This is a genomic window from Desulfofundulus thermosubterraneus DSM 16057 (assembly GCF_900142025.1).
GTDB classification, from domain to species: domain Bacteria; phylum Bacillota; class Desulfotomaculia; order Desulfotomaculales; family Desulfovirgulaceae; genus Desulfofundulus; species Desulfofundulus thermosubterraneus.
Genome location: NZ_FQZM01000007.1, coordinates 71,873 through 85,955 on the forward strand (window position 1 = coordinate 71,873; position 14,083 = coordinate 85,955).

At 52.1% G+C, this 14,083-nt stretch carries 11 protein-coding genes, 1 pseudogene and 1 other annotated feature; all 12 genes and pseudogenes read left to right on the forward strand.

The genetic code is table 11. The annotated features are described in order from the left end of the window. Positions 1-31: 31 nt before the first annotated feature. The 12 genes and pseudogenes from BUA65_RS03350 to BUA65_RS03410 all read left to right on the forward strand — a co-directional run bounded on the left by BUA65_RS03350 (position 32) and on the right by BUA65_RS03410 (position 14,072). The gene (locus BUA65_RS03350) at positions 32-1,213 is read left to right on the forward strand and encodes a thiolase family protein (RefSeq protein WP_072867355.1); all 1,182 of its coding nucleotides are present in this window, start codon (positions 32-34) and stop codon (positions 1,211-1,213) included. Between the two features lie 33 nt (positions 1,214-1,246). Continuing rightward, complete coding sequence (locus BUA65_RS03355; RefSeq protein WP_072867356.1) at positions 1,247-2,089, forward strand: 3-hydroxybutyryl-CoA dehydrogenase; 843 nt, start codon at positions 1,247-1,249, stop codon at positions 2,087-2,089. Between the two features lie 63 nt (positions 2,090-2,152). Continuing rightward, a complete protein-coding gene (locus tag BUA65_RS03360) occupies positions 2,153-2,932 on the forward strand; it encodes an enoyl-CoA hydratase/isomerase family protein (protein ID WP_278246261.1) in 780 nt (259 codons plus the stop codon). Positions 2,933-3,103: 171 nt separating this feature from the next. Beyond that, positions 3,104-3,235 (forward strand): annotated as a pseudogene (locus BUA65_RS19415) (porphobilinogen synthase); the annotation flags it as partial. Positions 3,236-3,264: 29 nt separating this feature from the next. After that, positions 3,265-3,699, forward strand: coding sequence for an acyl-CoA thioesterase (locus tag BUA65_RS03370; RefSeq protein ID WP_072867358.1), 435 nt, complete (start codon positions 3,265-3,267; stop codon positions 3,697-3,699). A gap of 253 nt (positions 3,700-3,952) precedes the next feature. After that, the gene (locus BUA65_RS03375) at positions 3,953-4,897 is read left to right on the forward strand and encodes a methyl-accepting chemotaxis protein (protein ID WP_072867359.1); all 945 of its coding nucleotides are present in this window, start codon (positions 3,953-3,955) and stop codon (positions 4,895-4,897) included. A 38-nt stretch (positions 4,898-4,935) separates the two neighbouring features. Then, a complete protein-coding gene (locus tag BUA65_RS03380; RefSeq protein WP_207543844.1) occupies positions 4,936-5,784 on the forward strand; it encodes a carbon-nitrogen hydrolase family protein in 849 nt (282 codons plus the stop codon). A 2-nt stretch (positions 5,785-5,786) separates the two neighbouring features. Further along, positions 5,787-6,947: a M20 family metallopeptidase gene (locus tag BUA65_RS03385; RefSeq protein WP_084062006.1), complete on the forward strand. Its 1,161-nt coding sequence runs from the start codon at positions 5,787-5,789 to the stop codon at positions 6,945-6,947. A gap of 170 nt (positions 6,948-7,117) precedes the next feature. Further along, positions 7,118-7,359: a binding site (T-box leader), on the forward strand. A gap of 66 nt (positions 7,360-7,425) precedes the next feature. Further along, positions 7,426-10,221 carry an isoleucine--tRNA ligase gene (gene ileS, locus BUA65_RS03395; RefSeq protein ID WP_072867362.1) on the forward strand — a complete coding sequence of 932 codons (2,796 nt, stop codon included), beginning with the start codon at positions 7,426-7,428 and terminating at the stop codon, positions 10,219-10,221. 740 nt (positions 10,222-10,961) lie between these two features. Then, positions 10,962-11,279: a hypothetical protein gene (locus tag BUA65_RS18040; RefSeq protein WP_131821453.1), complete on the forward strand. Its 318-nt coding sequence runs from the start codon at positions 10,962-10,964 to the stop codon at positions 11,277-11,279. A 145-nt stretch (positions 11,280-11,424) separates the two neighbouring features. Continuing rightward, the gene (locus tag BUA65_RS03405; RefSeq protein WP_072867364.1) at positions 11,425-12,807 is read left to right on the forward strand and encodes an FAD-binding oxidoreductase; all 1,383 of its coding nucleotides are present in this window, start codon (positions 11,425-11,427) and stop codon (positions 12,805-12,807) included. Further along, positions 12,804-14,072: a (Fe-S)-binding protein gene (locus BUA65_RS03410; protein ID WP_084062008.1), complete on the forward strand. Its 1,269-nt coding sequence runs from the start codon at positions 12,804-12,806 to the stop codon at positions 14,070-14,072. Before BUA65_RS03405 ends, BUA65_RS03410 begins: the two co-directional genes overlap by 4 nt. The last annotated feature ends 11 nt before the right edge of the window (positions 14,073-14,083 follow it).

Consider the following 14,083-nt stretch of genomic DNA (forward strand, 5'->3'; position numbering starts at 1 on the left):
AAATTCTGTCAGTATACAAGGAGGATAAGCAGTGGAAAGTGTCGTCATTACAGGTGCGGCCCGTACTCCCATTGGTGATTTTCTCGGCAGCTTGAAAGATGTCTCAGCGGTAGATCTGGGAGTAATCGCAGCCCGAGCGGCCATGGAGCGTGCCGGGGTTAGCCCCGAACAGGTTGAAGATGTAGTGGCTGGGATGGTATATAAGGAAGGCGTGAAAGGTAACCCGGCCCGGCAGGTGCAGTTAAAGTGCGGAATCCCGGTGGAGGCCGCTGCGGTTACCGTGGAACAGCAGTGTGCCTCCGGTATGCGTGCGGTGGAGGTTGCAGCCCAGCAGATTATGCTCGGGAAATCCAGTATTAGCCTGGCAGTGGGTATGGAAAGCATGTCCCAGGTGCCTTACCTGCTGATGGGGGCGCGTACGGGATACCGGATGGGACCCGGGCGAGTAGAGGATGCCCTGCTATACGATGCGCTGCATGATGCGTTCCACGGTTACCATATGGGGGTGACCGCGGAGAATCTGGCGGAAAGATACGGTATCACCCGCCAGGAACAGGACGAACTGGCCCTGTTAAGCCACCAGCGCGCCGTAGCCGCCATCCGGGAAGGAAAATTTAAAGAGGAAATCGTCCCCGTAGAGGTCAAGACCAGGAAGGGAACTGTGGTGATAGACACCGACGAACATCCCCGGCCAGACACTTCCCTGGATGCTCTTTCAAAACTCCGACCTGTATTCAAAGAGGGGGGAACCGTAACGGCCGGTAATGCCAGCGGGATCAATGACGCTGCGGCAGCACTTATCTTGATGGCTGAATCAAAAGCCCGGGAGCTGGGCGTAAAGCCCCTGGCAAAAATTATTGCTACCGCTTCTTTTGGTGTAGCTCCCGAGATTATGGGCATTGGGCCGGCCTATGCCATTCCCAGGGCATTGAAGTATGCGGGACTACAACTGGAAGACATCGACTACTTTGAGATCAACGAGGCCTTTGCTGCTCAATTCCTGGCCGTAAATCGGGAATTGAAGCTGGATATGGAGCGCGTAAATGCTAACGGTTCCGGTATTGCTTTGGGTCATCCGGTGGGGTGCACTGGGGTCCGAATTATCGTCACTCTTCTGTCCGAACTGCGCCGTCGTGGCACACGCTACGGGGTGGCCTCCCTGTGCGTGGGTGGCGGCCCGGCCATGGCTACGGTCATCGAAATGCTTGCCTAAAGGCAGAAACAAAAAGAGGGAGGAAAAACTACCATGAAGAAGGTATTGGTTTTGGGAGCAGGCACCATGGGGTCGGGTATAGCCCAGGTGGTTGCCCAGGCCGGGTTTTCTGTTGTCTTATGCGATGTGGAAGATCGTTTTGTACAAAGGGGTGTGTTTCTAATTGAGAAAAACCTGGCCCGTCAGGTGGAAAAGGGGAAGATAACGGCTGCGGATAAAGAAGCTATTCTGGGGCGAATAAAAACTACCACCAATATGGCTGACGGGGCTGATGTTGATCTGGTTATAGAAGCGGTTATTGAAAACCTGGAACTAAAGACAAACGTGTTCCGGGAACTAGACCGTACCATACGGAAAGAGGCCATTCTGGCCAGCAACACCTCGGCTTTAAGTATTAGTGCACTGGCCGCTGCTACTTCCCGGCCAGAAAAGGTCATCGGTATGCACTTCTTTAACCCGGCACCGGTCATGCAACTGGTTGAGGTTGTCAAGGGGTCCGCTACCAGCGAGGAAACCTTTGCCACCATCAAGGCTATGGTGGAAAAACTGGGCAAAACCGCCGTGGCCGTTAATGAGGCACCCGGGTTCATTGTGAACCGCATGCTGGTACCCATGATCAATGAAGCCGCGTACATCCTTATGGAAGGTGTGGCCAGTGCCGAAGATATAGACACGGCCATGAAGTTGGGTGCCAATCACCCCATAGGTCCCCTGGCCCTGGCGGACATGATCGGCATCGATGTATGCCTGGCAGTGATGGAAACTCTGTACGCCGAATTCAGCGATGCCAAGTACCGTCCCTGTCCTCTACTGAGAAAGCTCGTCCGCGCCGGGTACTTGGGACGGAAGACCGGTAAGGGCTTTTATACCTATTAAACTCCCGGGGCGGTTTATGGGAAAGGTTACCCCTTGCACTGAAGAGTTGTGAGGTGATAAATCGTGCCTGTCCACCTTGAATATGCAGGACGAACGGCAATTATCCGGTTAGATAACCCGCCAGTGAATGCCCTGAGCGCAGCGTTATTAAAAGAACTTAGGGAAGCAATTCAAAAGCTGCGGCAGCAAATAGAAGCAGGTGACGTCCGGGCGGTGGTCGTTACCGGTAATGGGCCGAAATCTTTCGTGGCCGGAGCGGACATCACCCGTTTTCTAGAACTTGATCCCGTCAGTGGTCGGGAGCTGGCCAGGGAAGGGCAGGTTATTTTCGAGGAACTGGCTTTCCTCCCCTGTCCGGTAATTGCGGCCGTTAACGGCTATGCCCTGGGCGGCGGGCTGGAGCTGGCTATGGCTTGTGATATCCGGATAGCGGCAGCCAATGCCCGTCTGGGACAGCCCGAAGTGAATTTGGGACTGATCCCCGGCTATGGTGGTACCCAGCGCCTGGCGCGCCTGGTAGGCCCGGGTAAAGCCAAGGAACTGATCTTTACCGGTGAAACGCTCTTAGCGGAAGAGGCGCTGCGTATAGGGCTGGTGGATCGGGTGGTGCCTGAGGGAAAGGCCCTGGAAGAGGCTTTAAGGGTGGCGGCCGTCATTGACGGTAAAGCCCCGCTGGCTGTACGGGCGGCCAAGGAGGCCATCAACCGTGGTTTGGATTTGCCGCTGGACAAAGGGCTGGAAGCAGAGGCAGATCTCTTTGGCAGCCTTTGTGCAACGGAAGACCAGAAAGAAGGAGCCAGAGCTTTCCTGGAAAAGCGGTCACCTCAATTTAGGGGTGCTTGAGGGTTAACTGCTTTAGAAGTAAAAAGGGATCCGCTCTCCAAATAGGGAGCGGATCCCTTTTAATGGGATGTGTCCGACGGTGATTAACTAAAACAGTCGAAGCTTTCCACAGTTCTGAAGAAATCGGGTACCGGTTCTGCGGAGCGTGTTGCAGGATTATAGTTTACATAATTCCAAGATGTCTCTATCATGTCTAACACAGTTAAATACGCTTCGGCCTTCTACGGCCCCTTTCGAGAAGCGGCTGATTCTGCACCCAAATTTGGAGACTGCCGCTCCTACCAAATGGCCCCCCAAACGCGCGCGAGGCATTCTGGGAGGAACCAAAATTTATGCGTTCTGACTTTCGCTTTTTCCATCAACTCCGGGTTCGCTATTCCGAAGTTGACGCACAGGGGATTGTTTTTAACGCCCACTACTTGACTTATTTGGACGTGGCTATTACGGAGTATTTTCGCTACCTTGGTTTTGATTACAAGCAACTGGCCCAGGAAGGTAAAATGGATATGGCCTTGGTAAAAACATGCCTCGAATTCAAGGGACCCGCCTTTTTTGATGAAGTTCTGGAAATAGGGGTTCGTGTTGCTAATATTGGGAATAAAAGTTATACTGTGGACTTTGAGATCTATAAGAAAGATTCTGATGTTTTAGTGCTTAAAGGGCAAACAGTTTATGTAAACTATGATCCCGCGACACGAACTGCAGAACCGGTGCCTGATTTCTTCCGTGCTGCAGTAGAAAAGTTTGAAGGCTTAACAACAAGATAGCCTTGACTTTCTTCCGATCTGTTTCATTTTTCCAACTAGCGTTGTACAAAGAAGAATGGTACTATCCGCCGCGGGAAGAGATCTTTACCAGGGGTAAACGGATAAACCCATCAAAAGATGAGAGTACAGAGCCTCGAGCATAAAGCGGTGCTGTATACAGCATATCCCTATGGGGTTGCCGGGATAGTTTACAAAGGTTAACCATCTCCGGCGGCCGTGCTTTTATTTTTTCAGAGGGAGGGTGCTTCCATTTATGTTTTTCTCATTTTTCTATAAACAGGCACCTAAAACACAAGAAGCAGAACCTTTAATAGAAGAGAATTTTTCACATGTTTCCGTTGAAGAGAAAAATGAAGGCTCGCTATCATTACCATCGCGTGACCTCCTTTCCTATGCGCTGGAGCTGGCACCCTTTATCAAGGGGCTTTTGGGCGAGGAAGTTGGGTTATATGTTTCGAACCTGGAACGGTGCATATACTGTAACCACGGTAGCGTTCGCCTTCCTTTAAAGGCGGGAGATGCCTTTGGAGAGGGGAGTGCAACAGCTCTGGCTTTGAAAAAAAGGCAAAGGATTGTCATGCGTGTGAGAAAAGAAGTTTACGGTATTCCGTATATTGGCATAGCATATCCTATAACTGACCCCGCTACGGGTAAAGTAGTTGGTGCGCTAGCCATAACCTCTCCCATTGACCGCCAGGAAGATCTGATGGCAGCGGCGGAGAAGATGGAAGACCAGGTTAACACTATTGCAACGGCTATAACTAATCTTTCCGCTACTACAGAGGAGTTGGCGGCCACTACGGAAAACTTGAATAGTACCGCTCAAGCTCTCAAGGATGAAGTCAGAAAAACAGATAGCATAGTGAACCTAATACGGGATATTGCCGAGGAGACTCACATGCTGGGTTTAAACGCGGCTATTGAAGCAGCTCGGGTAGGTGATGCAGGACGTGGCTTTAATGTAGTAGCAGGGGAAATACGTAACCTTTCTCAAAATACACAGCGTTCGGCAAAAGAAGTTATGCAAGCACTGCAGGAAATACAACGCTCTATTCTGGATTTGACGCATGCGATTGAACAAATATCGGCGGCGGCTCAACAGCAGGCTGCTTCAACTCAAGAGATAAGTGCTGCAGTTAATGAACTGAGCAATTTGGCAGTAGTTTTAAAAAAGCAGGCTAATGAACTGGTTCGTTAAGGCGAATACTTTAATAGGTAAAGAGGGGGATGAGAAGTTTGAGCGCCAATCCGATAACGGTAGCAGCGGTACAAATGAAATGTTTCCCGGGAAATAAAGAAAAGAACCTGCAAAAAGCATTAACTTTGATTGATGATGCCCGGAGTAAGGGGGCAGAGCTTATTGTTTTGCCTGAGCTTTTTTTAACAGGTTACCGTGTTGAAGAAGAAGATCTTGCCCTGGCCGAGACCATACCGGGGTACGCTGTAGAACAATTAGGAAAGTATGCTCGGGAAAAGAAGGTTTTCTTGGCTGGTACCATCATGGAAGTAGGTGTAAAGAGGGGAGTAGTTTATAATACGGCTTTTTTAATTGGCCCCGATGGGCTAATCGGCACTTATCGCAAAGTTCACCTCTGGGATAGGGAGCAACTGCGGTGGGCCTGTGGCGAGGAATACCCGGTTTTTCCTACTCCCTTTGGCAGGGTCGGAATACAGATATGTTATGAGGTAGGGTTCCCCGAAAGCGCTCGCATCCTTACTTTAAAGGGGGCAGATATGCTCCTTTATCCGTCGGCCTTTGGATTGCCCAGGTTGTATGCGTGGGATCTTGCTACCCGTTCCAGAGCGCTGGAAAACGGGGTGTTTTTAATTGCCGCCAATAGATCTGGTCAGGAAAAGGATACCCAGTTTGCCGGTCACTCTCGGATAGTGAACCCACAGGGTAAGGTTTTAGCGGAGGCTAAAAACGATGATGAGGCAATTGTTGCCACCGTGGATTTGGCTGAGATAGCAGAGCAACGTAGAAGAATCCCTTATCTCAAAGATCTGAAAAGGTTCCTCGTCTTGAAGAAATTGTCAAAGGCAGGCTTTGCTGACATGTTAAATCTAAAAAGTATGGAGGTATAAAAATGTTTTCACACATTTTGGCTAGTGAATACATGGACCAGGGAAAAATATTCGATGTTCTAGTAAAATCTATACAAATAAATACCGTAAACCCTCCCGGAAATGAAGAACCCCTCGCCCTGTACCTAGCCGAACAAATGAGGAGGATAGGTCTAGAAGTTATGGTCGAGTCCCTAGAAAAAAATCGTGCCAATGTAGTAGGGGTACTGAAGGGGCGAGGAGATAAACCGGCACTTTTATATAACGGCCATCTGGATACTGTTCCTACGGGGGGCGTAGGATGGGAATATGATCCACTGTCTGGTCAAATTGTTGGGGATAGAGTTTACGGGCGGGGAGCCGCTGATATGAAGAGTGGCTTAGTGGCTATGATCATGGCTGCCGGTATACTCAAAGCAGCAGGGGTTGAACTGGCTGGAGATCTCATTGTGGCCGGCACCGCTGGCGAAGAGGTGGATAGCGTGGGCGCCAAGCGTCTCCTGCAGAGCGGTGTTTTGAATAAAGTAGGGGCAGTAATAATTGGTGAACCTAGCAATAACAATATTTATGTTGCGGAGAAAGGGGCCTTGTGGTTAAAGATAACTACCTACGGTAAGACCGCCCATGGCTCTATGCCTGAGGAAGGGAAAAACGCCATCCTGATGATGAACACTTTGATTAACGAACTACAACGATATAATTTCAGATTCATGGAGCATCCTTTATTGGGTAAACCATCGTTAAATATAGGGACAATCTCCGGCGGTATAAAAACCAATGTTGTTCCCGATAAGTGTGTGCTGACGGTGGATATACGTACTGTACCGGGAATGGCTCATCAGGAAATACTGAGGGACATACAGGACATATTGGAAGAACAAGGTCTTGAAGCTGAAGTAGAAATTATAAATGATAGGCCTTCCGTTGATACCCCTATGAACCATGAACTTGTAAAGATGGGAGAAAAAGTTGCCAGCCAGACCTTGGGGAGGGAAGTTGCAATAGAGGGGGTTAGCTACTATACTGATGCGGCAGTCTTAATTCCTCCCACAAAACTACCCTTCTTCATATTCGGGCCGGGAGAGGCCAGGCTGGCACATCAGCCAAATGAGTATATAGAAATTTCAAAGCTCCTGGAGGCAATAAGTTTTTATTGTAATTTTGCTATTGAATACTTGAGATAAAAAATTCAGAATCCAAGGATGAGCATTGAAGTACGAGGTCCATATAAACGGTGGGAGCAAAGTTAGGCCATTGACCAAAACTTGGAGATTCTACTGGGGAATAGGCATGTTGACCTTACCCCTATTTTTTGTGTATAATACTTCTTGTTTATGTTGCAAAAGCTTATGTTGCAAAGCCTGTGAACGGGACGAGTAGCCAGGTCCCTCCTGTTGCAGAGAGCCCGGGGAAGCTGGAAACCGGGTACAGGAAGCCATGGCGAAAATCACCCGGGAGGTGCCGGCTGAACGGCGGGGTTATCCCCGTTTAGTAGGCCCGGACGGCTGGCCGCCGTTACCGGCAAAACGAGGGGACAGGTTAGGGAACGTTAACCTGTCTATAAGGGTGGTACCGCGGGAAGATCCCGTCCCTTGGGGCGGGATTTTTTCTATTTTAGCCGGAGACACTTGAACTATTATAAGTAAACTGGGGTGGTTACTGATGGATTACAGCCAGACCTTAAACCTGCCCAAAACCGATTTTCCCATGCGGGCCAATCTGCCCCAGCGGGAACCGGAAATTTTAAAGTTCTGGGATGAAATTAATATTTACCGGTTGGTGCAGCAAAAAAATGCCGGCCGGCCCAAGTTTATTCTGCATGACGGGCCGCCATACGCCAACGGGCACATCCACCTGGGAACTGCCCTGAACAAGGTACTCAAGGATATTGTGGTCAAGTATCATTCCATGGCCGGTTACGATGCCCCCTATGTGCCCGGTTGGGATACCCACGGGTTGCCCATTGAACAGCAGGCCATTAAAAACCTGGGGTTAAACCGGCATGCCGTTCACCCGGTGGAGTTCCGGCACAAGTGCAGGGAATACGCCTTGAAATTTGTGGACGTCCAGCGGCAGGAGTTTAAGCGCCTGGGCGTACGGGGAGACTGGGAGCATCCCTACCTCACCCTGATGCCCCACTATGAGGCGGCGCAAATTGGCGTCTTCGGGGAAATGGCCCGCCGGGGTTACATTTACAAAGGCTTAAAACCCGTTTACTGGTGTGCCACCTGTGAAACGGCCCTGGCTGAGGCGGAAGTGGAATATCAGGATAAAAAGTCCCCGTCCATCTATGTTCGTTTTCCCGTAAAGGATGGAAAAGGGCGTTTGCCGGCGGGCAGCCAGGTGGTCATCTGGACTACCACCCCCTGGACGTTAATTGCCAACGTGGCCGTTTGCCTGCATCCCGATTTTACCTATGTTCTGGTGGCCTCCGGGGAAGAGGAATATGTGGTGGCTAAAGAACTGCTGCCTTCTTTTGCCCGGGCTGTGGGACTCAATGATTGGACCATTAAAGAAGAGTTTGCCGGCAGCGACCTGGAGGGCGTGGTTCTGGGGCATCCCTTTATTGAACGGGATTCCCTGGTCATTTTAGGGGATCACGTTACCCTGGATGCCGGTACCGGTTGCGTGCACACTGCTCCGGGCCACGGCCACGAAGACTACCTGGTGGGGCAGCGCTACGGTTTGCCCATCCTGTCTCCCATTGACGGCCGGGGGCGTTTTACCGGGGAAGCGGGGCAGTTTGCCGGGCAGTTTTATACGGACGCCAACGAGGGTATCATTGCCGAGTTAAGGGCCAGGGGTAAACTGCTCAAAAGCGATACCATAAACCACCAGTACCCCCACTGCTGGCGCTGTAAAAAACCGGTCTTTTTCCGGGCTACGGAACAATGGTTTGCTTCTATTGAGGGCTTTCGCCAGAAAGCTCTGGAGGCCATCCGCCAGGTGCGCTGGATCCCGGCCTGGGGAGAAGAGCGCATTTACAATATGGTGGCCAACCGCGGCGACTGGTGCATTTCCCGGCAGCGGACCTGGGGCGTACCCATACCCATCTTTTACTGCACCGGTTGTGGTAAGGAAATTATTACCGAAGAAACCATATCCAACCTGCAGGAGTTGTTTAAGGAGCACGGGTCGGATATCTGGTTTATGCGGGAAGCAGTGGAACTGCTTCCCCCGGGGTTCAAATGCCCGTCCTGCGGAGCCGGCGAGTTTACCAAGGAAACCGATATCATGGATGTCTGGTTTGACAGCGGCACTTCCCACGTGGGCGTGCTGGAGCAACCGGACATCTGGCCGGAACTGCGCTGGCCGGCGGATCTCTACCTGGAAGGCAGCGACCAGCACCGGGGCTGGTTTAACAGTTCCCTGTCCACGGCGGTGGCGGTGCGGGGTCGGGCCCCGTACCGGGCTGTGCTCACTCACGGTTTTGTGGTTGATGAGCAGGGCCGCAAGATGAGCAAATCCCTGGGTAATGTTATCGATCCCCTGAAGATTATCGATCAAATGGGTGCCGATATTTTGCGCCTGTGGGTGAGCTCTGCCGACTACCGGGGTGATCTGGCGGTATCGCAGAACATTCTCAAGCAAATGACCGAAGCCTACCGCAAGATCCGCAATACCTGCCGGTTTTTATTGGGGAACCTGTATGACTTCGGACCCGGCGACCAGGTACCCTATGACCGGCTTCCCGAGATGGATCGCTGGGCTCTTTTGCGCCTGCACCGGATGATGGAACGGGTGCTAGCTGCCTACAGGGATTACGAGTACCACGTGGTTTTCCATACCATTCATCACTTTTGTACCATTGATATGAGCGCGCTGTATCTGGATATGATTAAAGACCGGCTCTACACCACCCCCGCCCAATCCCCGGAACGCCGGGCGGCCCAGACTGTGCTCTACCAGGTATTACATGCCCTGGTACGTTTGCTTGCACCCATTCTGGCCTTTACCACGGAGGAAATCTGGCGCTATGCCCCGAAAGAAAAGGATGCGCCGGTAAGTGTCCAGCTAACCGACATGCCCCAGGTGAACGAGGATTATCTGGATGTGGAACTGGAAGCCAAATGGGAGCGCCTGCTGGCGGTGCGGGGAGAGGTTACCCGGGCCCTGGAGGCGGCCCGGCGGGAAAAAGTGATTGGCAACTCCTTAGAGGCCGCAGTGGTCCTGTACGCCCGGGAGGAAATGTACGATTTTCTGTCCAGGGCCCGGGATCTGCCTACAATTTTCATCGTTTCGGCCGTGGAGCTGAAAAAGTGGACCGGGGACCTGCCGGAAAAGGCGGTGGTTTCTGAAACAATCCCGGGGCTGGCGGTAGTGGTAGAAAGGGCGCCGGGAGAAAAATGTGAGCGGTGCTGGATGTATCATCCTGGAGTTGGCCGGGATCAGGAGCATCCCACCTTGTGCCCCCGTTGTGTGAAGGTCCTGAGGAGCCGGGGCGGAGCACTGGTGTGAGCGGAGACCAGCGTACCGGCATTAGTTCAAATAAGAAACCCTTCTCCATTGGAGAAGGGTTTCTTTTTCGAGCCGGTAATGACCTGCGCTACAGCCATTACGCATCCCTGCATAGCCTACGGTAACCTTTCGGCTACCGCGGACCATTACGGAACCCGTAATGACCTTTGCTCGACCAGTACAGATACCTGGGAAGCCGGATGCAATCTCTCGACTGCACCAGACCTCACTATTTTGGTCGTAAACCGACAAAAATACTTCCGGCACCTGTACTGATCTTAGCTCGATCAGGGGATATCCCTTACGACCCGGTAGCAATCCTTCGGACTGCTACCGAGCCTGCCGGAACATCCATTGATCTGCCCGCCGGCTGATATCGAGCCTATGCGACCCGATATCAACCTTTGGCCGACTGCTACAGAGCCATTTGCGACCCTGTAGCAGTCTTGGCTCGGCCATTACCGACCCTGTTGTTCGTATTATTACCCTTTCATCAGGTTATATGCAACTACTTCAATGGTAAATAAAACCAAATTACCTTTTTCCTTTAAAACTGCCTTAAAGCCGGTTGAATGGCAAAAGAAGAGACTATTGCGGCCAGGCCCCCTCAAAGTTTACCACTTAGCTTTTCTGATGTCAGTTAGGTGCTTCATTTTGGTTGTTGGCCTTTAGAAAATTTACCCGCCGTGGCTCTCTTAATATAATAAAAAAAGCCCAGAGTAGTAAGTGAGGTGTCTTTTATGTACAGCAGTAGTCTGTGGGACTCTAGCCTGAATGCCCTGCTGGCTCAGGTCCAGGACGAACTGTCGTCCCGGGATGGGCGGATAACGCGCGTTGCTCCGCTTCGTTCCGTGGGGGAGCGGTTGCACATGCAAGTGTGCCTGCGCTATGGCGACCGCCCGGAGTTCTGCCTTCCCCTGGCCTTGCCTGCCAAGATCATTTGGGAAGGAGACGTGGGCACCCTCGTATCTCAGATTCTCTGGGCGGCCGAACACGGCTCTCGGGTGACGGTGGTAGAACCCCTGGAATCCACCCGCTCATTCCGGGTGACGGCTTAACCGAACTAAACCTGCCTTCCCGGCAGGTTTTTTTTGTTTCAAGATGCTTTAAGAAAAAGAAAAAAGCAGGATAAGGTAGGGTGACATCGTATTGGTTATGGGAATGGGGTAATGGGGACTTTACCTGCTGGAAAGGTATAGGAGCATGAAAAATCTTGCTAAACACCTGAAAAGGATCCTGGGCAAAGAAAAGGTTTTTACCTCCCCGGAAGATTGCCTTTGCTATTCCTACGATGGCACTTTTAAGACCGGTGTTCCCGGGGTGGTGGTACGCCCTTCGTCAACCGAAGAGGTGGCGGCGGTGGTGAAACTGGCTTCTCGAGAGAGAATTCCTGTGGTACCCCGGGGGGCTGGAACCGGTTTGAGCGGTGGTGCCGTGCCTTTGGAAGGGAGCCTGGTCATTGACCTGACGGCCATGGACAGGATTGTTAAAATAGACCCCGCTGAGATGCTGGCCGTGGTGGAGCCCGGTGTCATTACCGCCCACCTGCACAAAACGGTGGAAAATATGGGACTTTTTTACCCACCCGATCCCTCCAGTGCCAATGTTTCTACCATTGGGGGCAATATTGCCGAGTGCGCGGGGGGCCCCCGGGGGTTGAAATACGGCGTGACCAGGGATTATGTGTTGGGTGTCCAGGTGGTTCTAGCCAGCGGGGAAGTAATTCAGTGCGGGGGCGAGACAGTAAAAAATGTCTGCGGATACGATCTGCGCGGTCTTTTCGTGGGTTCCGAGGGTACGCTGGGCATTATCACCCGGGCTAACTTGCGCCTGCTCCCGAAACCACAGGCCAGGCAAACCATCCGGGCGGACTTTAAAACCATCGAAGATGCGGCCAAGACCATAACCGCCATAATTGGCGCCGGGGTAATTCCCGCTGCCCTGGAAATAATGGACGATGTGACCATTCGCTGCGTGGAAAATTTTTTGCATATTGGTTTGCCCCTTGATGTGGAAGCCATTCTTTTGATGGAGGTGGACGGCCCGGCGGTATCCCTGCCCGGCCAGGTCAAGACCATAGCCGCCCTGTGCCGGCAGCACGGTGCTGCCAGGGTGAAGGTAGCCGAAACAGAAGCGGAAGGGGCGGAACTGTGGAGGGCAAGGAAGGCCGTTTCCCCGGCTGTAGTGCAGGTCAAGCCTACCAAAATTTCCGAAGATGCCACCGTCCCCCGGAGCAATGTCCCGGCTATGATCAGGGGTATCAAGGAGATTGCCAGGAAACACGACCTGGTTATTGCTATTTTTGGCCATGCCGGAGACGGCAATTTGCACCCCAATCTTTTAATAGATAAAAGCAACCCGGAGGAAATGGAACGGGCGGAAGCAGCTATTGAGGAAATGTTCAAGCTGGCCCTTTCCCTGGGCGGCACGCTGTCCGGTGAACACGGAATAGGCCTGCTCAAGGCTCCCTTTTTGGAAATGGAATTTGGCAAAGCGGGTGTAGCAGTGATGCGACGGATTAAAGAAACCCTGGATCCTCTGGGCATTCTAAACCCGGGCAAAATCTTTGGAGGGATCAGCAGTTGAACGACGATGCTGGCGCCGCCAAATACCAGATAAACCGCTGCAGTAAATGCGGGTCGTGCCGGGAAGTGTGTCCCGTTTTTTCCGAGATGGGGAGCGAGTCCTGGGTGGCCCGGGCCAGGGTGCAGCTGGCCAATGCTGCTATAGAAGGTCAAATTGATTTTTCCCGGCGGTTTAGGGAGATTATGGAAAGCTGTCTACTGTGCAAGGCCTGTGTTGCTCACTGTCCGAACGGCGTAAGAGTAGATAAGCTTGTCCTCTGGGCCAGGCAGGAGGCGGCGCACAAACAAGGGCTGCCTTTCATCAAGAAGTCAATTCTGCGCAACGTTTTGCGCTACAATCACAGGCTCGAACTATTAGCCAGGGTTTTAGCGGCTTACCGGGCAACGGGCCTGCGTTTGTCCAAAAAGGAAGGCCTTTTGCCGCCTGCCCGTGTAGCCCCTTTCAGGCGGTTGGTGCAAATAAAAAAGCTGGAAAAACCTTCACTTTTGGTTGCTTATTTCACCGGCTGCATGACCCAGTACGTGTATCATCAGACGGGTTTGGCCGTGCTGGACGTGTTAGCCGAAAACAACGTCCAGGTGGTGCTTCCCGAGCAGTACTGCTGCGGGATGCCTGCCCTGACTGCCGGAGACAGCCAGACAGTGCGCGAACTGGCCAGGCGCAATGTGGAAAGTATTATGAAAACGGGTGTTGATTGCATCGTTACTGATTGCCCTACCTGTGGCGAGATGTTGAAAAGTTACGGAGAGTTGCTTGGGGAAGATGCCGCAGGGGACTTTAGCTACAAAGTCCAGGATATATCTTATTTTCTGGTGCATACAGTCGGCTTCCGGGAACCTGCCGGAAAACTACCCCTGGTTGTCACCTACCACGACCCCTGCCATTTGAAACGGGGTCAGGGCATTTCGTCGGAACCGAGAAAAATTCTGGCCGCAATTCCGGGGCTTTCCCTCAAAGAAATGGCTGAGAGCGACCGGTGCTGTGGTTCGGCGGGTTCCTTCGGCATTACCCATTACGAGCTTTCCATGAAAATACTCAAGCGTAAAGTAGAAAACATCAAGGCTACCGGTGCCCAAGCGGTGGTTACGGGCTGTCCTTCCTGCCGCCTGCAAATTGAGTACGGCCTGAACCAGGCGGGTATTTTTATTCCCGTAATGCACACGGTGGAATTGTTGAGCCGGGTTTACGGCCTGGCCGACGCCTCCCTTTCCTTACCTTCTGTTTGCCAACGGCAGGAATTAGTTGCCCCCACAGCGAATAATTAGCAGATGGCCAA